Origin of the sequence: Achromobacter sp. 2789STDY5608621 (assembly GCF_001299375.1) — a bacterium.
Taxonomy (GTDB): Bacteria; Pseudomonadota; Gammaproteobacteria; order Burkholderiales; family Burkholderiaceae_B; genus Achromobacter; species Achromobacter insuavis.
This window is the reverse complement of sequence record NZ_CYTU01000003.1, coordinates 266,654-289,828: the sequence shown is the minus strand read 5'-3', so window position 1 is coordinate 289,828 and position 23,175 is coordinate 266,654. Positions and strand designations below refer to the sequence as shown.

Below are 23,175 nucleotides of genomic sequence, written 5' to 3'. Positions count from 1 at the left end.
GGATGCGCCCGTTTTTATTCGGTGTCGGCGAGAAGGCCTTTTGCCGCCGGGCCGCCCCAAGGCAAAAGCGCCCCCTCGGGGGGCAGCTAGCCCGCGTAGCGGGCGCGGCGTGGGGGCAACATCATGCGGCGTGTTCGATCACTAGCTGGACCGACACCATTCCGTTCCACACATTCTGCTCCAGCCGGTAGGCCGCCTGGATGTGCTCGGGCAGCGACTGGTCGTGGCCGAACCAGATGGCGTCGAAGCGCTGCTGGCCGCGTTCGAGCGACAGCTTCAGGTGCTTCTCGCCGACCAGGCGCTGGTTGCGCACCACGAATTCGTCCAGGAACAGCGGCGCGGCGAACCCCGCGCCCCAGACCTGTTGCTGCAGCAGGCCGGCGACCTCGGCGTTGGCGTAGCCGGATTCCAGCGACCCGTCGGTCTCGATCACGGGCTCGAAGGTGTCGCGGCCGGTCAGTTCGCGCACGGCGGCGTCGAAGGCCGGGGCGAAGGCCGGAAAGTCGTTGCGGCCCAGCGTCAGGCCGGCCGCCATGGCGTGGCCGCCGAACTTGCGGATCAGGTTGGGGTGGCGCTTGGACACCAGGTCCAGCACGTCGCGCAGGTGCACGTCGGGAATCGAACGGCCCGAGCCGCGGATCTCGTCGTCGCCGGCCGGCGCGAAGGCCAGGGTGGGGCGCCAGAATTTCTCTTTCAGGCGCGAGGCCACCAGGCCGACCACGCCCTGGTGCCAGCCCGGGTCGAACACGCAGACCGTGGCGCCGGGCGCGGCGTCGGGCGCCTCCATGGCGGCCATGGCCTGTTCGCGCATCTCGGCCTCGATGGTGCGGCGCTCGCGGTTGATGTTGTCCAGCTCGCGCGCCATCTCCAGCGCCTGGGCCTCGTCGTCGGTGGTCAGGCAGGCGATCCCCAGGCTCATGTCGGCCAGGCGGCCGGCGGCGTTGATGCGCGGGCCCAGCGCGAAGCCCAGGTCGAAGCCGTTGGCGGCGCGCGGCTCGCGGCCGGCCACGGCGAACAGGGCGCGCAGGCCGGGTTGCAGGCGGCCGCTGCGCATGCGCTGCAGGCCCTGGGTCACCAGCAGGCGGTTGTTGGCGTCGAGCTTGACCACGTCGGCCACGGTGCCCAGCGCCACCAGGTCGGACAGCGCGTCCAGGCGCGGCCCGCCATCGGGGGCGTAGACGCCGCGGCGGCGCAGCTCGGCGCGCAGCGCCAGCATCATGTAGAAGATGACGCCGACGCCCGCCAGGTTCTTGGACGGGAAGCCGCAGCCCGGCTGGTTCGGGTTGACGATGGCCAGCGCGTCCGGCAGCGTGTCGCCGGGCAGGTGGTGGTCGGTGATCACCACGCCGATGCCGGCGGCATTGGCCGCGGCCACGCCGTCGACGCTGGCGATGCCGTTGTCCACGGTGATGATGATGTCGGGCTTGCCGGCGCGGTGGCGGCAGGCCAGTTCGACCACGGCGGGCGACAGGCCGTAGCCGGTCTCGAAGCGGTTCGGCACCAGGAAGTCGACATCGGCGCCCATGGCCGACAGGGCGCGCAGGCCGACGGCGCAGGCGGTGGCGCCGTCGCAGTCATAGTCGGCCACGATCAGCAGCTTCCTGCCGGCCTGGATGGCGTCGGCCAGCACGCCGGCGGCGTGCGCCGAATGCGTCAGGCCGGCCGGCGGCAGCAGCGCCGGCCAGGCCAGCTTGGTCTGGTCGGGATGGGTGACGCCGCGGGCCGCCCACAGGCGCGCCAGCAGCGGGTGGATGCCCGAGGCTTCCAGGGCATGGCAGGCGGCGAGGTCGGCGCGGCGGACGGTTAAGCGGGGTGAGACCACCAGGCGCTCCAGTTTTTCTTGGGCGCGGGCAGCAAGCCGAGCAGGCCCCCGCGCGGTTTCAGGGTGAGAGTGGCGCTGCGGTCGTCGCCCAGCAGCAGCAGTTCGGCGGGCGCGTCCGGCAGGCCCTTGGGACCGGCCAGCGGCCGCAGGCGCTGGTCGAGCGCGGCCAGGGCGTCGAGCCAGGCGGCCCAGTCGCCGGCGCGTTGCGGGCCGTCCAGGTCGGTCATGATCTGTTCCTGACCGGCCGGCCGCGGGGCCCACGGGGTGCCGCCGCCATACAGCCACAGGGCGTTGACCGGCGGCAGGCCGCGCGCGGCGCGGGCCTCGTTGGCGGGGTGCTCATGCCACGACATCTGGATTTCATTGAGCAGGCGGCGCCATGGCCGGGTCTCGGCATCCTGGCGCCACCAGTCGTTCAGGCGCTGGCCGGCCACCGCCAGCGGACTGGCGGTCTGGGGCCGCAGGCCGTCTGGCAGGCGCAGGCGCCAGCGGGTGGCCGACAGCGCTTCGACCGCGAAGCCGGTGCCGTCGAACAGGGGCCGGGCGGTCTCCAGCAGCGCGGCGGTTTCCTCGTCGCGCAGTTCCATCAGGGCGGGGTCGAGCAGCGTGGCCTGGTCGGTGCCCAGGGCCAGGTGCACCAGTTCGGCCAGCCAGACGGGGCCGTCTCCGGCCTGGCCGCCGGCCAGCAGCGGGCCCAGTCCGGCGCCCGGCAGCAGGCCGGCCTCGGGCGTGTAGCCCGCCTGGCGCAACTGCCAGGCTTCGAACGCGGTACAGCCCTGGGTACGGATGTCGTGGGCCTGGACCCGGGCGCTGCCGGCCTGCAGCCAGCGGTGCAGCGTGGGCGCGCGCTCGGGCAGCAGCTTGGCCAGTTCTGCGGCGACGGGAAGGGCGGGCAAGGCGCCCGGAATGACGATCAACATGGCCGCGATTGTAGTCGCTGGCGGGATGCCGACCCAGCGCGGGAACTAAGCCCGGCCCCGCTTGCCATAGCTTGTCATGGCTTGTCTTCCATTCCCGCAATCCGGGGACGGTTTTCCGGCCGGTTAATGCCATAATGCGCTCGTGCTGAAAATACCCTACGAACTCTGGATCGGCGCCCGCTATGCCGGGTTGGCCCGGATCCGCCAGCGACGCGGCCGCCGCGATCGCTTCATCTCTTTCATCGCCGCCAGTTCGATGGCAGGCATCGCGCTGGGCGTCGCCGCCCTGATCGTGGTGCTGTCGGTCATGAACGGTTTCCAGAAAGAGGTCCGTGACCGCATGCTGTCGGTGCTGCCGCACATCGAGCTTTACATCCCGGGCGCCGCGCCCGAGCGGGTGCTCGAACAGTGGCAGCAGTTCGCCGACGCCGCCAAGCGCAACCCCGAGGTCAAGGCCGGCGCGCCGTTCGTGGCGGCGCAGGGCATGCTGGTGCGGGGCCAGGCCTTGCGCGGCGTGCAGGTGCGCGGCATCGACCCGGCCACCGAGGGCAACGTCTCGGACCTGCCGCGGCAGATGGTCGCGGGCAAGCTGACCGACCTGAAGCCGGGCGGCTTCGGCGTGGTGCTGGGCAACGAGCTGGCCGATGGCATGGGCGTGAAGGTGGGCGACACCTTGCTGATGCTGGCGCCGCAGGGCTCCATCAGCCCGGCCGGCTTCGCGCCGCGCATGCGCCAGTTCACCGTGGTCGGCGTGTTCTCGTCGGGCCACTACGAATACGATTCCTCGCTGGCCTTCGTCGACAACGACGACGCCGCCAAGGTCTTCCGCGACAGCGGCACCGCCGGCGTGCGCCTGCGCGTCGCCGACATGCAGAAGGCGCCCGAAGTCGCGGCCGAGCTGCGCAACGTGCTGCCGCCGTATGTCATGGCGAGCGACTGGTCGCGCAACAACCGCACCTGGTTCGCCGCCGTGCAGACCGAAAAGCGCATGATGTTCCTGATCCTGGCGCTGATCGTCGCGGTGGCCGCGTTCAACCTGCTGTCGTCGCTGGTGATGGCGGTCAAGGACAAGCAGTCGGACATCGCCATCCTGCGCACGCTGGGCGCCGGGCCGGGCGAAGTGGCCCGCATCTTCCTGGTGCAGGGCGCGCTGATCGGCGTCATCGGCACGCTGCTGGGCGTGGCCGGCGGTATCGTCATCGCCTACAACGTCGACGTGATCGTGCCGTTCATCGAGCGCCTGCTGGGCGTGCACTTCCTGCCGCGCGAGATCTATTTCATCAGCGCCTTGCCGTCCGACCCGCAGGTGGGCGACATCGTGACCATCGGCGTGACCTCCCTGGTGCTGTCGTTGCTGGCGACCTTGTACCCCAGCTGGCGCGCTTCGCGCCTGCAACCCGCACAGGTGCTGCGCCATGACTGATACCCTGACTCCGGCGCTGCAGGCCGACAAGCTGGTCAAGATCTACGACGAGGGCCCGGCCCGCATCGAGGTGTTGAGCAACGTCAGCCTGACCGTGGCGCGCGGCGAGATGGTCGCCATCGTCGGCGCGTCCGGCTCCGGCAAGAGCACGCTGCTGCACATCCTGGGCCTGCTGGACGTGCCCAGCAGCGGTTCGGTCTCGGTCGACGGCCAGTTGGCCGTCGGGCTGAGCGAAGCGAAGAAGAGCCAGGTGCGCAACCGCAGCCTGGGCTTCGTATACCAGTTCCACCACCTGCTGCCGGAATTCTCGGCGCTGGACAACGTGGCCATGCCGCTGATCGTGCGGCGCGAGAACCGCGACAAGGCCCGCGAGGCGGCGCGCGAGGTGCTGGGCCTGGTCGGCCTGGCGGCGCGCGAAGGCCATTACCCGGGCCAGCTGTCGGGCGGCGAACGCCAGCGCGTGGCGCTGGCGCGCGCGCTGGTGACGCGGCCGGTCTGCGTGCTGGCCGACGAGCCCACCGGCAACCTCGACCGCCACACCGCGCACAACATGTTCGAGCTGCTGACGCGGGTCAACCGCGAGTCGGGCACGGCCTTTGCCATCGTCACCCACGATCCCGAGCTGGCGGCGCGCGCCGATCGCCAGTTGCTGATGGAAAACGGCAAGCTGGTCTCGGGCTGACGCTGCCCCGCCGGCGGCGCGATAATCGAGCAAGAGACCCGGGCAAGGAGACCGCGCCCATGCTGATCGACACCCACTGCCACCTGGATGCCGCCGAGTTCGATGCCGACCGCCGCGAGGTGGCCGAGCACGCGCTCGACGCCGGCGTGCAGGCCATCGTCATTCCCGCCGTCGAGCGCGCCAACTTCGGCGTGGTGCGCGACCTGGCGGCGCAGGTGGCCGGCGGCGCCTACGCGCTCGGCATCCATCCCCTCTATGTGCAGCGCGCGGTCGATGCCGACCTGGACGCCCTGCGCGAGGCCATCCGGCAATCGCTGGGCGACCCGCGCTTCGTCGCCATCGGCGAGATCGGCCTGGATTTCTTCGTGCCCGAGATCGCCTCGGGCGAGCCGCGCGCGCGGCAGGAACATTTCTATGCGGCCCAGCTGGCCATGGCGGCGGAATTCAAGCTGCCGGTGCTGCTGCATGTGCGCAAATCGCAGGACATTCTGTTGAAATACCTGCGGCGCCACGGCCGCATCGGCGGCATCGCGCATGCCTTCAACGGCAGCGCGCAGCAGGCCCAGGCCTTTGTCGAGCAGGGCTTCGCGCTGGGGCTGGGCGGCGCCATGACCTACGAGCGGGCGTTGCAGATCCGCCGCCATGCCACCGATGTCGGCCTGCAGCACCTGGTGCTGGAAACCGACGCGCCCGATATCCCCCCGGCCTGGCTGCATCCGCCGCAACGGCGCAACCGGCCCGGCGAGCTGCGCCGCATCGCCCAGGTGCTGGCCGACCTGCGCGGCATTGCCGTGGCGCAGGTGGCGCAGGCCACCACGGCCAATGCCCTGCGGGTGTTGCCGCGGCTGTCCGCCGCCATCCTGGCCGACGACGACTGACGCGGGCGCACGCGCCGCGGGCCGGCCAGGCGTTTTCCGTCAGCGCTCAGGCCGTCGCGCGCGGCAGCTCGATGCGCACGCTCAGGCCGTTCGGCGCGACGTTGCGCGCCGAGATCCGGCCCTTGTGCGCCGCGACGGCGGCGCGGGCGATGCTCAGGCCCAGGCCGGCGCCGCCTTGCGGGACGTCGGCGTTCGCCGCGCTCTGGTAGAACGGCTCGAACAGATAGGCCAGTTCCTTTTCCGGCGCGCCGGGGCCGCTGTCCTCGATTTCCAGGCTGGCCTCGCCGGCGTCCGCCAGCAGGCGCACCTGGATGGCGCCGCCCGCCGGCGTGAATCGCAGCGCGTTGCGCAGCACGTTCTCGATGGCGCTGGCCAAGCTGTCGCGGTCGGCGGCCACGCGCAGCGGCGCGGGGCGGCGCCAGCCGATCGTGATGTCGCGGTCGCCGGCTTCGAAGCGCGCATCCTGCACCACGTCATCGACCACCTCGGCCAGGTCCAGCGTTTCGGTCGGCGAGGGCAGGGCGCCCATGCGGGCCAGCCGCAAGGTGCTGCCGACCAGGGCGTCCAGGCGCTCGCATTCGCGCTCGATGCGGTCCAGTTGCAGGTCCTGGCGTTCGTCCTTGCGGCGCGCCAGCTCGACCCCCAGGCGCAGCCGCGCCAGCGGCGAGCGCAGCTCGTGGGCGATGTTGCGCAGCAGTTGTTCGCGGGTGTCGACCAGCGCCTGCAGGCGGCCGGCCATGGCGTCGAAGTCGCGCGCCAGCAGGCCCACTTCGTCCTGGCGCAGCGCCAGGGCGTCGGGGCTGCGCGTTTCCAGCCGGCCGGCGGCCAGCGCGCGGGCCGCCCGGCGCAGGTGATCCAGCGGCGCCGCCACGTGGCGCGTCAGCGCCCAGCAGAACGGCGCGGTGATGGCCAGGGCGAACAGCAGCAGCCCCAGCGCCACCGGCGTCAGGCCCAGCATCTCCCAGTGCGAGGAATCGAATGGCAGGAACAGCATCAGCAGCTGGCTGCGGTCCGGCAGGATCAGCAGCTGCGGGTCCCACCAGGACACCCGCAGCGCGTCGGGATCGGCGGCCACGTCGATGGCAGTGAGCATGCTGGCATCGGGCGAGGCGCGGAAGGCCGCCAGCCAGTCGCCCAGCCGGGTCGGAAGGCGGCGCCCCAGGATCTCGCGGTCCTGCGTGTCGACGATATAGATCTTCAGCGCTGAATAGCGCGCATCCATGGCGGCGAGCCACCGGCGCAGGCCGTCGGCGCCGTCGGTGCGCGCGATCTGCGTCGCATCGCGGGTGAGGTTGCCGGGATTCAGGCCGTCCAGCGAATCGACGCGATACCAGGCCACCGCCGCGGTCAGCATCATGCCGCAGACCGTGATGATGGCCATCGCGCCCCAGAAGGTCAGGAAGGCGCGCCAGAACAGCGAGCGGATCGGCAGCCAGGCCATCAGGCCGCGCCCGCCAGCACGTAGCCCAGCCCCCGCAGGTTGCGGATGGCGGGGGCGTCGCCGGCCTGGTCCAGCTGCAGTTTCCTGCGCAGGCTGCTGATGTGGGTGTCGATGCTGCGGTCGTAGCGGTCGGCGCTGCGGCCCAGCGCGTACAGGCTGATCTGGTCGCGCGCCACCACCTGGCCCGGCGCGCGCATCAGGATTTCCAGGATGCGCTGTTCGGCGCCGGTCAGCAGCACCTCTTGCGCGCCAAGGCGGGCGCGGCCGCTGGCGGCGTCGAGCGACAGCGCGCCCACGTTCAGTTCGGGCGACGGCGGTTGCGGCGTCTCCTCGAAGCGGCGCAGCACCGCGCCGATGCGGGCCTTGAGCTCGCGCGGGCTGAAGGGCTTGGCCAGGTAGTCGTCGGCGCCCAGCTCGAGCCCCAGCACCCGGTCGGTTTCGCCGCCATGGGCGGTGAACATGATGACCGGACGGCGCGAATGCTGGCGCAGCCGCCGTAACAGGTCGAGGCCGTTGCCGTCGGGCAGCATCAGGTCGAGCAGGACAAGGTCGAAGCAACCTTGCATTGCAAGAGGCAGACCTTGGGCGCTGTTGTGCGCCAGGGTCAGCTCGATCTGGCCGGGTTCGAGGTATTCACGCAGCATCAATGCCAGGTCGACGTCGTCGTCGATCAACAGGATGCGGCGCGTTGTCAAAGAGGGTGGGATGGACATGCGCTTGGGTTCTGTTGCTGAGGCAGCATAGCGGGTCGCTAGCGGCCGAAGTGTCAAGAAGTGCGAAGAAAGTAAAAGTTGCGGAAAGCGTGTTGCAGCCCCCGGACCGGCTCAATTCTAATATGAGAATGGTTTTCATTAAAAATTGAGAGCGGGCGGCGCCGCGCACGGGGCGCGGTAGTCACCCGGGACGGGAGAGGTTGAAATCATGAGCAGTAACGATCTGGCCGTGCGTCGCGCACTGGGCCCGCGCACCCGCCTGGCCGTCGCTTTGTGCGGCGCGGGCCTCGCCATGGGCCAGCCGGCCTGGGGGCAGGCGGCCGACACCAGGACGCTGGATACCGTGGTGGTCACCGCCAGCGGCTATGAGCAGCAGATCCAGGATGCGCCGGCGTCGATCAGCGTGATTACGCGCCAGGACCTCGAAAAGAAGTTCTACCGCGACGTCACCGACGCGCTGGTCGAGGTGCCGGGCGTGGTGGTCACCGGCGGCGGCGACCGCCAGGACATCAGCCTGCGCGGCATGGGCCCGAAGTACACGCTGATCCTGATCGACGGCAAGCGCCAGAATTCGCGTGAAACCCGCACCAACTCCGATTCGAGCGGCGTGGAAGGCGGCTGGACGCCGCCGATCTCGGCCATCGAGCGCATCGAAGTGGTGCGCGGGCCGATGTCGTCGCTGTATGGGTCCGACGCCATGGGCGGGGTGATCAACATCATCACCCGCAAGGTGCCCAGCGAGTGGGGCGGCGAGATCCGCATGGACACCACCATCCAGGAAAGCAGCAAGTCCGGCGACATCTACCAGGGCAACTTCTACCTGGCCGGCCCGATCAAGAACGACCTGCTTGGCCTGCAGATCTACGGCCAGGCGACCCAGCGCGACGAAGACAAGATCTTCGACGGCTACCGCAAGCGCAACGCCACCAACATCACCGCCAAGCTGGCGCTCACGCCCAACCGCGACCACGACATCGTGCTGGAGGCCACCTCCAGCCGCCAGAAATACGAGAACACGCTGGGCAAGACCGTCGCGCCGCTGGCGCCGGGCGTGGCGTGCCCGCGCACCGGTTGCCCGGCCTCGTCGGAAACCGACTACCGCAGCAACAAGTGGGCCTTGTCGCACACCGGCCGCTGGGGCTGGGGCGTGTCCGACAGCTACGTGCAGCAGGAAGAATTCGACAACCGCTCGCGCCAGATGAAGATCAAGAACCTGGACCTGCAGACCAGCTGGTCGCTGCCGCTGGGTTCGCACATGCTGACGCTGGGCGGCAGCTATCTGACGCAGCGCCTGACCGACCAGACCGGCAACCAGCTGGCCGGCGGCCCCAGCAAGGTGGAGCGCTACCAGTGGGCGCTGTTCGCCGAGGACGAATGGCGCCTGGCCGAGAGCTTCGCGCTCACCGGCGGCCTGCGCATGGACCAGGACGAGAACTTCGGCAGCCATTTCAGCCCGCGCCTGTATGGCGTCTGGCACATGGCCGAGCGCTGGACCCTGAAGGGCGGCGTCTCCACCGGGTTCCGCGCGCCCGACCTGCGTCAGACGGTCGCGGGCTGGGGCCAGGTCAGCCGCGGCGGCAACATGTACGGCAACCCCAACCTGACGCCCGAGAAGTCGGTGACCGAGGAAATCGGCCTGCTGTATGACGACGGCGAAGGCTTCAACGCCGGCCTGACGCTGTTCAACAACGACTTCAAGGACAAGATCACCCGCGTCGCGTGCCCGCTGTCGCAGTGCACCGAGGGCCCCAACCAGTTCGGCGCCAACCCCACCACGTACATGAACGTGGACAAGGCGGTGTCGCGCGGCGTCGAGGCCAACCTGAAGCTGCCGCTGGGCCGCGACTGGTCGCTGAACAGCAGCTACACCTTCACCAAGTCGGAACAGAAGACCGGCCAGTACCAGGGCCAGCCGCTGAACCAGTTGCCCAAGCACCTGTTCACCACCACGGTCAACTGGCAGGCCTCCGACGCGCTGGAAGCGTGGGCCCGCGTCAACTACCGCGGCAAGGAAAGCCAGCCGATCACCGGCCCGTCCTCGTCGTCGCTGGTGGCGCCGTCCTACACCTTCGTCGACCTGGGCGGCTCCTACGCCGTCAACAAGAAGGTGTCGGTGTACGCCGGCATCTACAACCTGTTCGACAAAAAGGTCGGCTACGACGACTACGGCTATGTCGAGGACGGCCGCCGTTATTGGCTGGGCGTGGGCGTGAAGTTCTGAGCCCGCGTGCAACACCCGGGGACCGCCGCCGCCAGGCGGCGTTCCCGCAACCTGGAGAGATGAGCATGACGATGAAACAAACCCAAGCGCGACGCGCCGGCCGCTGGCTGGCGTGTGCCACCGCGGCCCTGGTCCTGGGCGCCGCCAGCGCGCTGAGCGCGGCCCAGACCGTGCCGGTCAAGCACGCGCGCGGCGAAGCCGCCGTGCCGTCCAACCCGACCAAGACCGTGGTGCTGGACCTGGCGGTGCTGGACACCCTGCATGCGCTGGGCGTGGACGTCACCGGCGTGCCGACGGCCGCCAAGCTGCCGCCGCAGCTGGCCCAATATGCCGACAAGCGCTACCTGAAGGTGGGCAGCATGTTCGAGCCCAACTACGAAGTGATCCACGCGGCGCAGCCGCAGGTGATTTTCGTGGCAGGCCGCTCGGCGCCCAAGTACGACGAGCTGGCCAAGTTGGCGCCCACAGTGGACCTGACCGCCGACGCCAAGGATCTGGTGGGCAGCGTGGTGCGCAGTACCGAAACGCTGGCCGCCATCTACGGCAAACAGGCGCAGGCCAAGCAGAAGCTGGACGCCCTGCGCGCCTCGATCGCCGCGCTGCACGGCAAGGCCGCCGGCGCCGGCACCGGCCTGATCGTGCTGACCACCGGCGGCAAGATGAGCGCCTACGGCCCGGGCTCGCGCTTTGGCGTCATCCATGACGCGTTCGGCATCGCGCCGGCCGCCAAGGACCTGAACGTGTCGAACCACGGCCAGGCGATCTCGTTCGAGTTCATCGCCCAGACCGATCCGGACTGGCTGTTCGTGATCGACCGCGACGCGGCCATCGGCCGCGAGGGCACGTCGGCCCAGCGCATGCTGGACAACGAGCTGATCCGTCCGACCAAGGCCTGGAAGCAGCAGCGCGTGGTCTACCTGAACGGCTACAACTGGTACCTGCTGGGCAGCGCGGGCCTGACCGCCATGCAGCAGAACGTGGATGACCTGGCGCGCGCGCTGTCGGGCACGAAGTAGGCGCATGGCTCATCGGATGGAACCGGAGTCGGCCGGGTGAAGCAGGGTGGCATGATCACCGGCTGGGCCGGACTGGCGGCGTTGCTGCTGTTGTTGCTGTTGCTGTGCGTGGCCAGCGTCAGCCTGGGCGCGGGGTCGTTTTCGTTCGCCGCGCTGGCGGGCGGGCCGGACGCCGAGCGCGCCTGGCGCCTGCTGCTGGTCAGCCGCGTGCCGCGCACGCTGGCCCTGCTGCTGGCCGGCATGGCGCTGGCGGTGGCCGGACTCATCATGCAGATGCTGGTGCGCAACCGCTACGTCGAGCCGACCACGGCCGGCACCGTCGAGTCGGCCACGCTCGGCATCCTGGTGGTGACGCTGCTGGCGCCGGACACGCCGGTGATCGGCAAGATGCTGACGGCCACCGGCTTCGCGCTGGCGGGCACGCTGCTGTTCCTGGCGCTGCTGCGGCGCGTGCCGCTGCGCACGCCTTTCATCGTGCCGCTGATCGGCCTGATCCTGGGCGGCGTGATCCACGCCGTCACCACCTTCGTCGCCTATCGCTACGACCTGCTGCAGTCGCTGCATGCCTGGACCACGGGTGATTTCTCCGGCGTGCTGCGCGGCCGCTACGAACTGCTGTGGATCGGCTTCGCGCTGGCGGCCGCGGCCTATCTGGCGGCGGACCGCTACACCGTGGCCGGCATGGGCCGCGAGTTCGCCGCCAATCTCGGTCTGAACCACGCGCGCCTGACGTTGACGGGGCTGTTGATCGTGTCGGCGATCTCCGCGGTGGTGGTGGTGACGGCCGGCGGCATTCCGTTCCTGGGCCTGATCGTGCCGAACGCCGTCAGCCTGGTGCTGGGCGACAACATGCGCCGCTCGATTCCATGGGTGGCGGCGCTGGGGGGCGTCTTCGTGCTGGCCTGTGACATCATCGGCCGCCTGGTGATCCATCCGTACGAGGTGCCGCTCGGCACGGTGGTGGGCGTGGTGGGCAGCATCCTGTTCCTGTGCCTGTTGCACGGCCGGAGGAACCGCCGTGGCTGATTCCGCCGTATCGCGCGCCGCCGCGGCGCGTTCGCCGCAGGCCTGGCGCCTGGCCGTGCTGGCCGCGCTGGCGCTGTTGTGCGTGGCCGGCTTCATGATGCTCGGCGCCAACGGCCAGTGGGACTTCGTGCTGCCGTTCCGTGGCGGCAAGCTGGCGGCGATGCTGCTGGTGGCGTACGCGGTGGCGGTGTCGTCGGTGCTGTTCCAGACCGTCACCCACAACCGCATCCTGACGCCGGCCATCATGGGCTTCGACGCGCTCTATCTGCTGATCCAGTCGGTGGTGGTGTTCGGCTTCGGCCAGGCGGCGGGCGCGGTCAGCCATCCGGTGGCGGCTTTCGTGCTGGAGGTGTGCGCGATGACGGCGTTCGCCTGCCTGCTGTTCCGTTGGCTGTTCACCGACGCGGTGCGCAGCCTGCATCTGATGATGCTGGTCGGCATCATCTTCGGCCTGTTGTTCCGCAGCCTGTCCAGTTTTGTCGTGCGCCTGATCGACCCGAACGAGTTCCTGGTGCTGCAGGACCGGATGTTCGCCAATTTCAATTCGGTGCGCACCGGCCTCCTGCCGATCGCGCTGGCGGCGGTGGCCGTGGCCACGCTGCTGATCTGGCGCATGCGGCGCCGCTACGACGTGCTGGCGCTGGGGCGCGAGATCGCGCTGAACCTGGGCGTGGACTACCGCCGCACCTTGCTGCTGACGCTGGCCGCCATTGCCGTGCTGGTGTCGGTGTCCACCGCGCTGGTGGGGCCGGTGACCTTCTTCGGCCTCCTGGTCAGCAACCTGGCTTACCAGGCGATGGGGTCGGACCGGCATCGCCACACCGTGCCGGCCGCGGTGCTGCTCAGCGTCATCTTCCTGGTGGGCGGCCAGACGCTGTTGGAACGGGTATTGCAGCTGAGCACCACGGTCAGCGTGGTCATCGAATTCGTGGGCGGAGTGATGTTCCTGGCCCTGATCTTGCGCAGGGGACGCCAATGATCGATATCCAACAAGTCAGCAAGCAGTATGGCGACAGCGTGGTCGTGGACCAGGTGTCGCTGGCGCTGCCCGCGGGTGGCGTGACCGCCATCATCGGCCCCAACGGCGCCGGCAAGTCGACCCTGCTGTCGATGATCAGCCGCCTGTTGCCGCCGTCGGCCGGCCACATCCTGGTCGACGGCCTGGACGTGGCGCGCAGCGACAGCCGCGAGCTGGCGCGCCGCCTGGCCATCCTGCGGCAGGACAACCACCTGCCGCTGCGCCTGACGGTGCGCGACCTGGTGGCGTTCGGCCGCTATCCGCACACCGGCGGACGGCTGACGCTGGACGACAAGGCCCATATCGACCGCGCCATCGCCTATCTGGAGCTGGAGCCGCTGGCCGACCGCTACCTGGACGAGATGTCCGGCGGCCAGCGCCAGCGCGCCTTCGTGGCGATGGTGCTGTGCCAGGACACGCGCTATGTGCTGCTGGACGAGCCGCTCAACAGTCTCGACATGAAGCACGCCGTGGCCATGATGGGCACCCTGCGGCGCGCGGCCGACGAACTGGGCAAGACCGTGGTGCTGGTGCTGCACGACATCAACTTCGCCTCGGCCTACGCCGACCGCATCGTGGCGATGAAGGCGGGCAGGGTGGCGCACCATGGCGCCCCGGGCGAGTTGATCCGCCCGGAAATCCTGGGCGCGCTGTACGAGCTGCCGATCGACGTGCACGAAATCGGCGGCAAGCGTATCTGCGTGTACTACCGCTAAGGGTTGCCGCGAAAAAAGGGGGGCGATCACGGGGGGCGCGATCAGCGCGCACGCGTGGCACAAGGCGGCTGAAAAGCATCTGAATTGGACGCGTGTCTCATTTATCGTGGTCGCAAGGCAACGTAATGATAAAAGCATTGCGATTGATTCTCGTTGTCAAGAGAATGGCGAATCCTTCCATTTCAAACGACTTCGACAAGACCCGCTGGCCATGCACGTCCTTCGCCCCCTCACCGCCGCCCTGTTCGTCGTGGCGCCCCTGGCCGCGCACGGCCAGGCCGCCGCGCCCACCGCCACCTTGCCCGCCGTCAGCGTCGTCGGCACCGACGACAGCGCGCAGAGCTACAACCCGCCCGCCTCCACCAGCGCCACCAAGATCGACGCGCCGCTGCGCGACATTCCGCAGACGGTGAACGTGGTGCCGGCGCAGGTGCTGCGCGACCAGCACGCCATGTCGGTGCAGGACGCGCTCAAGAACGTGCCGGGCGTCAGCTTCTCGACCGGCGACGGCCAGCGCGACCAGGTCTCGATCCGCGGCTTCACCGCCATCGCCGATCAGTTCGTCGACGGCTTCCGCGACGACGCGTTGTACTACCGCGACCTCTCCAACGTCGAGCGCATCGACGTCATCAAGGGGCCGGCCGCGGTGCTGTACGGCCGCGGCTCGTCGGGCGGCCTGATCAACCGCGTCACCAAGAAGCCGGGCGAGGACATCTCGCAGGTCGGCCTGAGCTACGGCTCGTGGAATGACCGCCGGCTCGACCTGGACCTGGGCCGCGCCAACGAGAGCGGCTCCATGTCGTGGCGCCTGACCGGCGCGGTGGAGAAGGGCGACAGCTACCGCGACAAGCAGTTCATCGACCGCAAGGCGATTGCGCCGTCGGCCCAGTTCAAGCTGGGCGAGAACACCACCTTCCTGCTGCAGACCGAGTTCCTGGAAGACCGCCGCCTGACCGACTTCGGCATTCCGGCCTATCACGGCCGGCCGGTGGACGTGGACCCGTCCACCTACTACGGCGCCGAGAACGCGCGCGACACCGATTACACGCAGACCCGCGTGCAGTCCTATGCCGGCACGCTGACGCACCGCTTCAACGAGAACTGGTCGCTGCGCAACGCCACGCGCTACTACCACTACACGCTGAACCGCAACAACACGCTGCCGGGCTCGGTCAACGAAGCGGCGCAAACCGTTTCGCTGACGCACGGCAACGTGCTGCGCGACGAACACGGCTGGACCAACCAGACCGAGCTGATGCAGCGCGTGCAGTGGGGCTCGGTGCGCCACGACATCCTGTACGGCGTCGAAGTGGGGCAGCAGAACAAGGACCTGGTGAGCTATTCCAACGCCAACGTGGCGGTGGTCAACCTGTTCGATCCGCAACTGCCGACGCTGCAGCGCCAGGCCGTGGGCGCGCCCGGCTCCGACAGCCTGGGCCGCTTCAGCACGCTCGGCCTGTATGTGCAGGACATGGTGTCGCTGGGCGAGCACTGGAAGGTGCTGGGCGGCGTGCGCCATGACCGCTTCGAGCAGAAGACCGAGGACCGCCGCAGCGGCCAGAACCTGCAGCGCACCGACTCCAACCTGAGCCCGCGCCTGGGCCTGGTGTTCCAGCCGGACAGCGTGCAGTCGTACTACGTGTCGTGGAGCCGTTCGTACCAGCCCTCGGGCGAGGCCTTCGCGCTGGCCGCCAACAACGTCGACCTGGCGCCCGAGAAGACCACCAACTACGAAGTCGGCGCCAAGTACGACTTCCTGGACGGCAAGCTGTCGACCACCGTGTCCGTGTTCCGCCTGGAGCGTACCGACATCAAGGTCACCAATCCGGTGACCAACACGCTGGTGCCGGTGGGCACGCAGCGCACCGACGGCGCCGAATGGACGCTGTCGGGCGACCTGTCCAACGGCTGGCGCGCGGTGCTGGGCTACGCCTACCTGGATGCGCGCGTGACGCAGTCGGTCGCGGTGGACGCCGGCAAGAGCGTGGAAGGCAAGCGCGCGACCTTGACGCCGCGCCATGCCGGCAACGTCTGGATCACCAAGGATCTGGGCGACGGTTTCGGCGCCGGCGCCGGCCTGAACCTGGTGGGCGCGCGCTTCGCCAACCCGGGCAACACGGTCACGCTGCCGGGCTACCTGACGGCGGACGCGGCGGCGTGGTGGCGCCAGGGGCCGTACTCGGTGCAGCTGAACGTGTACAACCTGTTCAACGCCGGCTATATCGTCTCGGCCCACGGCACCAGCCCCAACCTGAACATGCCGGGCGCGCCGCGCAACGCGATGCTGAGCCTGCAGTACCGCATGTAAGGCATCAGGGCGCCGCGCGCGGGGCTGGCGCGCGGCCGCCGGGTCAGCGCAGCGGTGATTCCGCCGCCAGGCTGTCCGTTTCCAGCGCCGCCAGCGCGTCGAGGAAGCGCCAGGCGAAAGAGCCGGGGCCGTCCGCCAGCGCGCCGGCGCGCTGGCCGGCGATGCCGAAGCAGGACAACGCCGCCACCGCCGCCGTGTAGGCGTCATCGCGCGCCACCGCCGCGAAGGCGCCCACCACCGCCGTCAGCGCGCAGCCCGTGGCGGTGACCTGCGGCATCAGCGGCGACCCGCCGGTCACGCGCACGTCGCGCCGGCCGTCCGTCACATAATCCACTTCGCCGGTCACGGCCACCACCGTGGCGTGCGCCCGCGCCAGGTCGCGCGCCGCCTGCTCGGCCTGTTGCACCGGGTCGCGCGCATCCACGCCCTTGCCCGCGCTCTGGCCACCGGCCAGCGCGATGATCTCCGACGCGTTGCCGCGGATCACCGCGGGCCGCAGGTCCAGCAGGCGCCGCACCGCGTCGCGCCGGAACGCCGTGGCGTGGTGCGCCACCGGGTCCAGCACCCAGGGGGTGCCGGCCTTGCCCGCTGCGGCGGCCGTCAGCAGCATGCTGTCCAGCCACGGCGCCGAGAGCGTGCCGATGTTGATCACCACCGCGCCGCTGAGGGCGGCGAATTCGGGCGCTTCCTCCACCGCATGCACCATCGCGGGCGAGGCGCCGATCGCCAGCAGCGTATTGGCGGCGGTGTTCATGGACACGAAATTGGTCAGGCACTGCACCAGCGGCGCGTCGCGGCGCACGGCGGCGTACAGGTCGCGCGAGGCCAGCGCCAGCGCGGACAGGGAGGGGTTGGAAGAGGCCATGCCGAGGTGTCCTTGCAGGGGAACAAGCGGCGGGGCAGGGCGTCATGGCGCGGCAGCGGGGGCCGGCGGGATGCGCACCTTCCCTACGCCAGCATTGTCTGGATCAGGTTCGACGGGTCTCGCGCGCCGCGTGCCGCGCGACAGGCGCGGCCGCCATCGGAATCTCAGCTTCTTGCCGAAGCTCCCCGGGTGGATGGCCCTATGTTCGGAGGCGCAAGGGGGGCTTGTCAAGCCGGGCGGGCCGGCGCTTCTGTCATCATGGCGGGCAATCGGATCGAGACGAGGAGGCGCGCGGCATGCAGACCCACGATGAGGCGTTGACCGAGCAGGATCTGGCCTGGTTGCGCCGGCATACGCGCCATCACGGCGCGGACACGGCCCTGACGGCGGTGTTCTTCACGGTGTTCCTGGCCATCACGGCGTCCCTGGCCGGGCTCTGGTGGTGGGGGCCTTCGACCACGGCGCGCGATCCGGTGCTGGGCGTGATGATCCTGGCGCTCGCCGGCTTCACGCTGCATTTCGGCCTCCGCCTGCTGCGCGGCCCGGCGGTGCGCCGGCGCTGGCGCCAGGTGCTGCGCGGCGGCGTCCCGAAGCAGGTGGTCCGCGGCGTGCTCACCGGCTTCGAGCCAGGCGCGGCGGGCAGTGTGCGGTACGGCATCGATGGGCGCAAGCTGGAGGTGGCGTTGCCGTTCATGAACGGCTTCACCATGCCCGGGGATGGCGGCAAGAACCCCGAACGCTGCGCCGCCAGGCTGGAGGCGCCGGTGCGGCTGCACCTGCTGGCGTTGTGGCCGGGGCGGGCGCCGGTGCTGCTGCGCGCGGAATACGACGGGCCGGGCGACGTGCAGAAGGCCTACGAGACTATCAGCGATGCCGACCGGGCGCGGCTGCGGCGGGATGCGACCTTGTTGCGCAATGTGTTGCTGGGCGTGGCGCTGGCGTTGCTGGCCGCGGGGTGGTTCGCGTGGCCGCTGTATGGCGCCGCCGCGTTGTGCCTGGCGGCGGCATGGTGGGCGGGGCGGCCGGGCCGGGCCCTGCGGCGCGCGACCGTCAAGTACGGGGTGCGCGGCCGGGTGGACGAGGTCCTGACCTATCAGGTGCAGATGCCGGAGGAGGCGTCGTGGACCCCGCTGTATGTCTATCGACTGGGCGGTGAGCTATATCACCTCAGCCACGGCGGCGGCCCGGCGCATCCCGGGGAGCGGGTGGCGTTCGAGTACCTGGACCGGGGCAAGGGCGGCTTGGCGCCGCTGTTCTTTCACCGCGAAAGCGGGGCGCCAGCCGCTGTCGCGGACAGGCTTGCCTCGGACGGCCCCAAGGCCTGAACCGGACGCGTCGCCGCGGGGCGCGCAGCCGCGCCGGGACTCGCGCTTGCCGATGGCTGTGTCTCGTTATTACAATAGAGAATGGTTATCATTCATTTGCCCGCGAGGGCGCGCGGCCATGCCCCCCACGACGCAGGATCGAATCGAATCGCTTTATGTGGATCACCACAGCTGGTTGCACGGTTGGCTGCGCCGTCAGCTGGGCAATTCGTTCGAGGCCGCCGATCTGGCGCATGATGTGTTCGTGCGCCTGCTGCGCCGGCCGGCCGTGGCCGACACGCGCGAGCCGCGGGCCTTCCTGAGCACTATCGCGCGCGGCCTGCTGGTCGACCACTGGCGCCGCCGCGAACTGGAACGCGCCTGGCTCGAGGCGCTGGCCCACGCGCCGCGGGCGCAAGTCCCATCCCTTGAAAACCGCATGCTCATCCTCGAGGCGCTGGTCAGGATCGACCAGATGCTCGACACCCTCAAGCCCAAGGTGCGCCAGGCCTTTCTCTGGGCCCAGCTCGAAGGCTTGCGCTGCCCGGAGATCGCCGAGCGGCTGGACGTGTCGCTGGCCACCGCCGAGCGCTACGTCGCCAGCGGGCTGCGCCAGTGCTACCGGTTCCGGTTCGAGCCGACATGAGAGAGCCGGGCGCGGCGGCGCCGATCGCCGCCACCATCGTCGACCAGGCCATCGATTGGTCGGTCAGGCTCAATTTCAGCCAGCCCGACGCGCGCACCCGCGCGGCGTTCGAGCGCTGGCGCCGGGCCGCGCCCGAGCACGAGCTGGCCTGGACCCGGGTGCAGTCGCTGAACGCGGATTTCAACGCGGTCCCGCAGGGGTTGGCGCTGGATACGTTGACCGCCCTGAACGGCGCGCGCCGGCGCCAGCGCCGCGTGGTGCTCAAGAGCCTGCTGCTCGCCGGCGGCGCGCTGGGCACGGGCTGGGCGGCGCGCGAGCAGGTGCCGTGGCAGCGCCTCGTGGCCGATGTCAGCACCGGCCTGGGCGAACGCCGGGCCCTGACGCTGGCCGATGGCACCCGCCTGGTGCTTAACACCGACAGCGCCGTGAGCCTGCTGCTGGACGGCGCCGAACGCGTGGTGGTGCTGCATCGCGGCGAGATATCGCTGGACACGGGCAGCGACCCCGGCTCGCCGGCGCGGCGGCCGTTTCGGGTGCGCACGCCCTATGGCGTCGTCGAGGCGCTGGGCACCCGCTTCGTCGTGCGGCTGGATGACGATGGCGCCCGCGTCAGCGTGCAGGAGCACGCCGTGGCCCTGACGCCGGCCGAGGGCGGCGACCGTGTCATCGTGCAGGCGGGCCAGCAGGGCTGGCTTGACCGCTGGCACGCACAGCCCCTGCAGCCGCCGGCCATGGAAAGCGCGGCCTGGGTCGAAGGCGCGATCGCCGGCAAGAACATGCGGCTGGCCGACCTGCTGGCGGAACTGTCGCGCTATCGCCGCGGGCGCATCAACTGTGCCCCCGAGGTGGCGGACCTGCGGGTATCGGGCACCTACCACATCGACGACACCGACCGGGCGCTGGCCTTCCTGGCGCAGACCCTGCCGGTCCGGGTGCGCTACTGGACGCGCTACTGGGTGACGGTCGGCCCGGCCTGAGGCCCTCATGCCGCGTCACCATCCGGCCTTGAAAAGGGCCGAAAAAAAGTTGCTGAAAAAATGAGGGGATTCGCGTTCTTGTCCGGCCTACAGGGAAAGACACCTTTCAACCTGGCCTTCAAGACTACGCAATGACACTCGCTCGTACCCCGAAGACGGCGCGCCTGACGCCCGTTCCCACCGTGCTGCGCACGGCCCTGTCCGGCATCCTGTGCGGCGCCGCCCTGGCGGCCTGGCCGGTCGCCGCCGTGCGGGCGCAAGCCGCGCCCGCGGTGCAGGAGGCCGAGCGCGGCTTCGCTATCGCCGCCGGCCCGCTGGACCAGGCGCTGAACCAGTTCGCGCGCGCCGCCGGGGTGAATGTGTCGTTCGATGCGTCCCAGGTCGAGCGCGCGCAGACGCAGGGCCTGAACGGCCGCTGGACCACCGCGGGCGGCCTGGCGGCCTTGCTGGCCGGCACCGGCTTCGAGGGCGTGCGCCAGCCCAGCGGCGGCTACGCGGTGCGGCGCGCCGCGCGCGGCAGCGCCGTCACGCTGGACGCGGTGACCGTGACCGGGCAGGAGTACCGCAGCATGTCCGAAGGCACCGGCTCCTACACCGTGCCCTCGGTCATGATCGGCAAGGGCGACCAGCGCCTGCGCGACATCCCGCAGTCCGTCAGCGTCGTGACGCGCCAGCGGCTGGACGAGCAGAACCTGACCTCGGTCTACGACGCGCTGGAAAACACCACCGGCGTGACCCTGCAGCAGAGTCCGCAGGGCGGCAAGTATATCTATTCGCGCGGCTTCGAGGACAGCGTCATCCAGTACGACGGCGTGCCGCTGGAACGCGGTTTCTACGGCCGCGCCAGCAATTACTCGGGCGGCACCGCCATGTATGACCGCGTCGAGGTGCTGCGCGGCGCGGCCGGCCTGCTGCAGGGCTCGGGCTCGCCCGGCGGCGCGGTGAACCTGGTGCGCAAGCGTCCGCTGGCGGAAGACCGCTTCATGGTCGAGACCAAGGCCGGCAGCTGGGACCGCTATGGCCTGCAGGTCGATGGCAGCGGGGCGCTCAATGCCGATGGCAGCCTGCGCGGCCGCGCGCTGGTGGACCGCCAGGACAACCATTCGTTCATCGACCGCGTCCACATGAAGAACACGACCTTCTACGGCACGCTCGAATACGACTTCACGCCCTATACGCAGCTGAACCTGGGCTACAGCTACGAAGACCTGCGCGGCCGCCCGTCGATTTCGGGCCTGCCGCGCTACAGCGACGGCGAAGAGATCGACTTCAAGCGTTCCACCAGCTACGGCGCCAACTGGAATCGGCAGCGGACCTCGAACCAGGGCTTCTACGCCGACTTCACGCACGCCTTCAACGACGACTGGCGCTTCAAGGCCACGGGCGCCTACGTGCAGGAAAAGCAGTACCTGAAGTACACCGCGTCCAGCCGCGGCGTGAATCCGGTCACGCAGATGGCCCTGGTCAACGTCGCGCGCACGGTTGCCGACCTCGACGCCTCGGGCATGGATGCCAACCTGACCGGCAAGTTCCGGGCCTTCGGCCGCAGCCACGAGGTGGTGGTGGGCGCCAATTACGCCCACACCAAGATCGACACGTCGTATTCCTACCTCACCAACTACGCCACCTTCAACGCCTTCCAGTTCAATCCGGACCTGCCCGAGCCGACCACGGCCGCGCTGCGTGCGTTCACCGACGAAGTCCGCCTCGGCACCACCCGCGAAGTGGGCTTCTACGGCGCGACCCGCCTGCAGCTGACCGATCCGTTGAAACTGGTGCTGGGCGGCCGCTTCAGCCGTTCCAACCGCATCTGGACCACCGACACCACCAGCGCCGGCAGGCTGACCAACGGCCAGACGGTGCAGGCCAACACCCACTTCACGCCCTATGCGGGCCTGATCCTGGACCTGTCGCCGCAGTGGACCACCTACGTCAGCTACACCGACATCTTCCAGCCGCAGAGCGAGGTCAACGCGGCCGGCCAGTCGCTCAAGCCGATCGTCGGCGAGAACTACGAGCTGGGCCTGAAGGGCGAGCTGCTGGACGGCCGCATCAACACGGCGTTCGCGATCTTCCGCATCGACCAGAGCAATCGCGCCCAGGTGGACTTCAGCTCCAGCCCGACCTGCGCCGAGAACTACTACTGCTACACCGACGCGGGCAAGGTGCGCAGCCAGGGCTTCGACGCTGAAATCAACGGCGAAGTCACCCGCGGCTGGAACGTCTACGCGGGCTATACCTTCAACACCACCCGCTACCTGAAGGACGTCAGCAGCGAAGGGCAGGCGTTCGCCTGGCACACGCCCAAGCACATCTTCCGGCTCTGGACCACGTACCAGCTGCCGGGCGACCTGAACGCCTTCACGGTGGGCGGCGGCGTCAACGTGCAGAGCGGCCAGTCGCGCCAGATCGGCACGCTGACGGCCAAGGCCAGCGGCCGCGCGGTGTGGAACGCCTACGCCAAGTACCAGATCAACCGCAACTGGGCCGCCACGCTCAATCTCAACAACATCTTCGACAAGACCTACTACAGCGCCATTGGCAACATGGTCAACGGCGTGCACTACGGCGATCCCCGCAATGCCATGCTGACGCTGCGCGGCACGTTCTGATGCGCCAGGGCGGGCTGCGCCAGCGCATGGCCTGGCTGCACACCTGGTGCGGCCTGGTCTGCGCCTGGCTGCTATGCCTGATCTTCCTGGCCGGCACGCTCAGCGTGTTCCGCGCGCCGATCTCGCATTGGATGAGCGCCGAACCGGCCCTGCCGCGCGACGCGCGGGACGTCGGCATGCCCGCCGTGCTGGCGGCGGCCGGGCGCTTGCTCGACCAGGAGGGCGCGGGGGCGCGCTTCTGGCGCATCGAGCTGCCGCCGGCCACCGACCGCGCGTTGCGCGTGTTCTGGCGCGACGCGGCCGGCGCCACCCACGAGGCGGCGATGGATCCGCGCAGCGGCGAACGGCTGCCGCGGCCCTGGGGCCGCAAGACCGAGGGCGGCCGCCACTTCATGGTGCTGCACTACACCCTGTACGGCGGCGACTTCGGCTTCTGGCTGGTGGGCTGGCTGTCGGTCGGCATGCTGGTGGCGTTGCTGAGCGGCGTCATCGTGCACAAGCGCATTTTCAAGGACTTCTTCACCTTCCGGCCGGGCCGGGGCGCGCGCGCCTGGCTGGACGGGCACAACGCCAGCGCGGTGCTGACG

The 23,175-nt window shown here is 69.8% G+C and carries 19 protein-coding genes and 1 riboswitch; of the genes, 14 read left to right on the top strand and 5 right to left on the bottom strand.

Translation table 11 applies throughout. From position 1 onward, the window contains the following. Nucleotides 1-121: 121 nt before the first annotated feature. Together recJ and AOZ53_RS05395 are read right to left on the bottom strand one after the other, a co-directional pair. Nucleotides 122-1,822 carry a single-stranded-DNA-specific exonuclease RecJ gene (recJ, locus tag AOZ53_RS05400; RefSeq protein ID WP_054429911.1) on the bottom strand — a complete coding sequence of 567 codons (1,701 nt, stop codon included), beginning with the start codon at nt 1,820-1,822 and terminating at the stop codon, nt 122-124. Beyond that, nucleotides 1,804-2,742, bottom strand: a complete 939-nt coding sequence (locus AOZ53_RS05395) for a hypothetical protein (protein ID WP_054487143.1) — start codon at nt 2,740-2,742, stop codon at nt 1,804-1,806. The genes recJ and AOZ53_RS05395 overlap by 19 nt, the downstream gene beginning before the upstream one ends. A gap of 190 nt (nt 2,743-2,932) precedes the next feature. On the opposite strand from AOZ53_RS05395, the gene AOZ53_RS05390 reads away from it, so the two are divergent. From AOZ53_RS05390 to AOZ53_RS05380, 3 genes are read left to right on the top strand one after another with little or no spacing between them, the layout of a single operon-like run. Further along, the gene (locus AOZ53_RS05390; RefSeq protein WP_231689767.1) at nt 2,933-4,165 is read left to right on the top strand and encodes a lipoprotein-releasing ABC transporter permease subunit; all 1,233 of its coding nucleotides are present in this window, start codon (nt 2,933-2,935) and stop codon (nt 4,163-4,165) included. Next, on the top strand, nt 4,158-4,847 hold the full coding sequence (locus tag AOZ53_RS05385; protein WP_054429906.1) for an ABC transporter ATP-binding protein: 690 nt from the start codon (nt 4,158-4,160) through the stop codon (nt 4,845-4,847). Before AOZ53_RS05390 ends, AOZ53_RS05385 begins: the two co-directional genes overlap by 8 nt. A 59-nt stretch (nt 4,848-4,906) precedes the next feature. Further along, nucleotides 4,907-5,725 carry a TatD family hydrolase gene (locus tag AOZ53_RS05380; protein WP_054429903.1) on the top strand — a complete coding sequence of 273 codons (819 nt, stop codon included), beginning with the start codon at nt 4,907-4,909 and terminating at the stop codon, nt 5,723-5,725. A gap of 46 nt (nt 5,726-5,771) precedes the next feature. Here the strand turns inward: AOZ53_RS05380 and AOZ53_RS05375 are convergent, their stop codons facing one another. Together AOZ53_RS05375 and AOZ53_RS05370 are read right to left on the bottom strand one after the other, a co-directional pair. Continuing rightward, a complete protein-coding gene (locus tag AOZ53_RS05375; protein WP_054429902.1) occupies nt 5,772-7,166 on the bottom strand; it encodes a sensor histidine kinase in 1,395 nt (464 codons plus the stop codon). Further along, nucleotides 7,166-7,879 carry a response regulator transcription factor gene (locus AOZ53_RS05370; RefSeq protein ID WP_054429900.1) on the bottom strand — a complete coding sequence of 238 codons (714 nt, stop codon included), beginning with the start codon at nt 7,877-7,879 and terminating at the stop codon, nt 7,166-7,168. The genes AOZ53_RS05375 and AOZ53_RS05370 overlap by 1 nt, the downstream gene beginning before the upstream one ends. Nucleotides 7,880-8,087: 208 nt before the next feature. Between AOZ53_RS05370 and AOZ53_RS05365 the strand changes: the two genes are divergently transcribed. From AOZ53_RS05365 to AOZ53_RS05340, 6 genes are all read left to right on the top strand, one after another. After that, nucleotides 8,088-10,100 (top strand): ligand-gated channel protein, encoded by a 2,013-nt coding sequence (locus AOZ53_RS05365; RefSeq protein ID WP_054487142.1) that lies wholly within the window; start codon nt 8,088-8,090, stop codon nt 10,098-10,100. Nucleotides 10,101-10,165: 65 nt separating this feature from the next. After that, nucleotides 10,166-11,116: a siderophore ABC transporter substrate-binding protein gene (locus AOZ53_RS05360; protein ID WP_156333264.1), complete on the top strand. Its 951-nt coding sequence runs from the start codon at nt 10,166-10,168 to the stop codon at nt 11,114-11,116. Between the two features lie 51 nt (nt 11,117-11,167). Then, on the top strand, nt 11,168-12,142 hold the full coding sequence (locus AOZ53_RS05355; protein WP_054429897.1) for an ABC transporter permease: 975 nt from the start codon (nt 11,168-11,170) through the stop codon (nt 12,140-12,142). After that, a complete protein-coding gene (locus AOZ53_RS05350; RefSeq protein ID WP_180188972.1) occupies nt 12,135-13,121 on the top strand; it encodes an iron chelate uptake ABC transporter family permease subunit in 987 nt (328 codons plus the stop codon). The genes AOZ53_RS05355 and AOZ53_RS05350 overlap by 8 nt, the downstream gene beginning before the upstream one ends. Continuing rightward, nucleotides 13,118-13,876: an iron ABC transporter ATP-binding protein gene (locus AOZ53_RS05345; RefSeq protein ID WP_054478719.1), complete on the top strand. Its 759-nt coding sequence runs from the start codon at nt 13,118-13,120 to the stop codon at nt 13,874-13,876. The genes AOZ53_RS05350 and AOZ53_RS05345 overlap by 4 nt, the downstream gene beginning before the upstream one ends. 211 nt (nt 13,877-14,087) lie before the next feature. Further along, nucleotides 14,088-16,184, top strand: a complete 2,097-nt coding sequence (locus AOZ53_RS05340; protein ID WP_054429893.1) for a TonB-dependent receptor — start codon at nt 14,088-14,090, stop codon at nt 16,182-16,184. Nucleotides 16,185-16,227: 43 nt separating this feature from the next. On the opposite strand, the gene thiM is transcribed toward AOZ53_RS05340, so the two are convergent. Then, complete coding sequence (gene thiM, locus AOZ53_RS05335) at nt 16,228-17,049, bottom strand: hydroxyethylthiazole kinase (protein ID WP_054487140.1); 822 nt, start codon at nt 17,047-17,049, stop codon at nt 16,228-16,230. Between the two features lie 62 nt (nt 17,050-17,111). Next, nucleotides 17,112-17,247: riboswitch (TPP riboswitch) on the bottom strand. Nucleotides 17,248-17,345: 98 nt separating this feature from the next. Between thiM and AOZ53_RS05330 the strand changes: the two genes are divergently transcribed. The 5 genes from AOZ53_RS05330 to AOZ53_RS05310 form a co-directional block, all read left to right on the top strand. Then, a complete protein-coding gene (locus AOZ53_RS05330) occupies nt 17,346-18,374 on the top strand; it encodes a hypothetical protein (RefSeq protein ID WP_054487138.1) in 1,029 nt (342 codons plus the stop codon). 118 nt (nt 18,375-18,492) lie between these two features. After that, nucleotides 18,493-18,999 carry a sigma-70 family RNA polymerase sigma factor gene (locus tag AOZ53_RS05325; protein ID WP_054487136.1) on the top strand — a complete coding sequence of 169 codons (507 nt, stop codon included), beginning with the start codon at nt 18,493-18,495 and terminating at the stop codon, nt 18,997-18,999. After that, the gene (locus AOZ53_RS05320) at nt 18,996-19,976 is read left to right on the top strand and encodes a FecR domain-containing protein (RefSeq protein ID WP_054487135.1); all 981 of its coding nucleotides are present in this window, start codon (nt 18,996-18,998) and stop codon (nt 19,974-19,976) included. The genes AOZ53_RS05325 and AOZ53_RS05320 overlap by 4 nt, the downstream gene beginning before the upstream one ends. 131 nt (nt 19,977-20,107) lie before the next feature. Then, complete coding sequence (locus AOZ53_RS05315) at nt 20,108-22,588, top strand: TonB-dependent siderophore receptor (RefSeq protein WP_054487133.1); 2,481 nt, start codon at nt 20,108-20,110, stop codon at nt 22,586-22,588. Then, nucleotides 22,588-23,175: PepSY-associated TM helix domain-containing protein (locus AOZ53_RS05310; RefSeq protein ID WP_197286447.1), on the top strand; the 588-nt coding region annotated here is incomplete at its 3' end. The genes AOZ53_RS05315 and AOZ53_RS05310, both read left to right, overlap by 1 nt.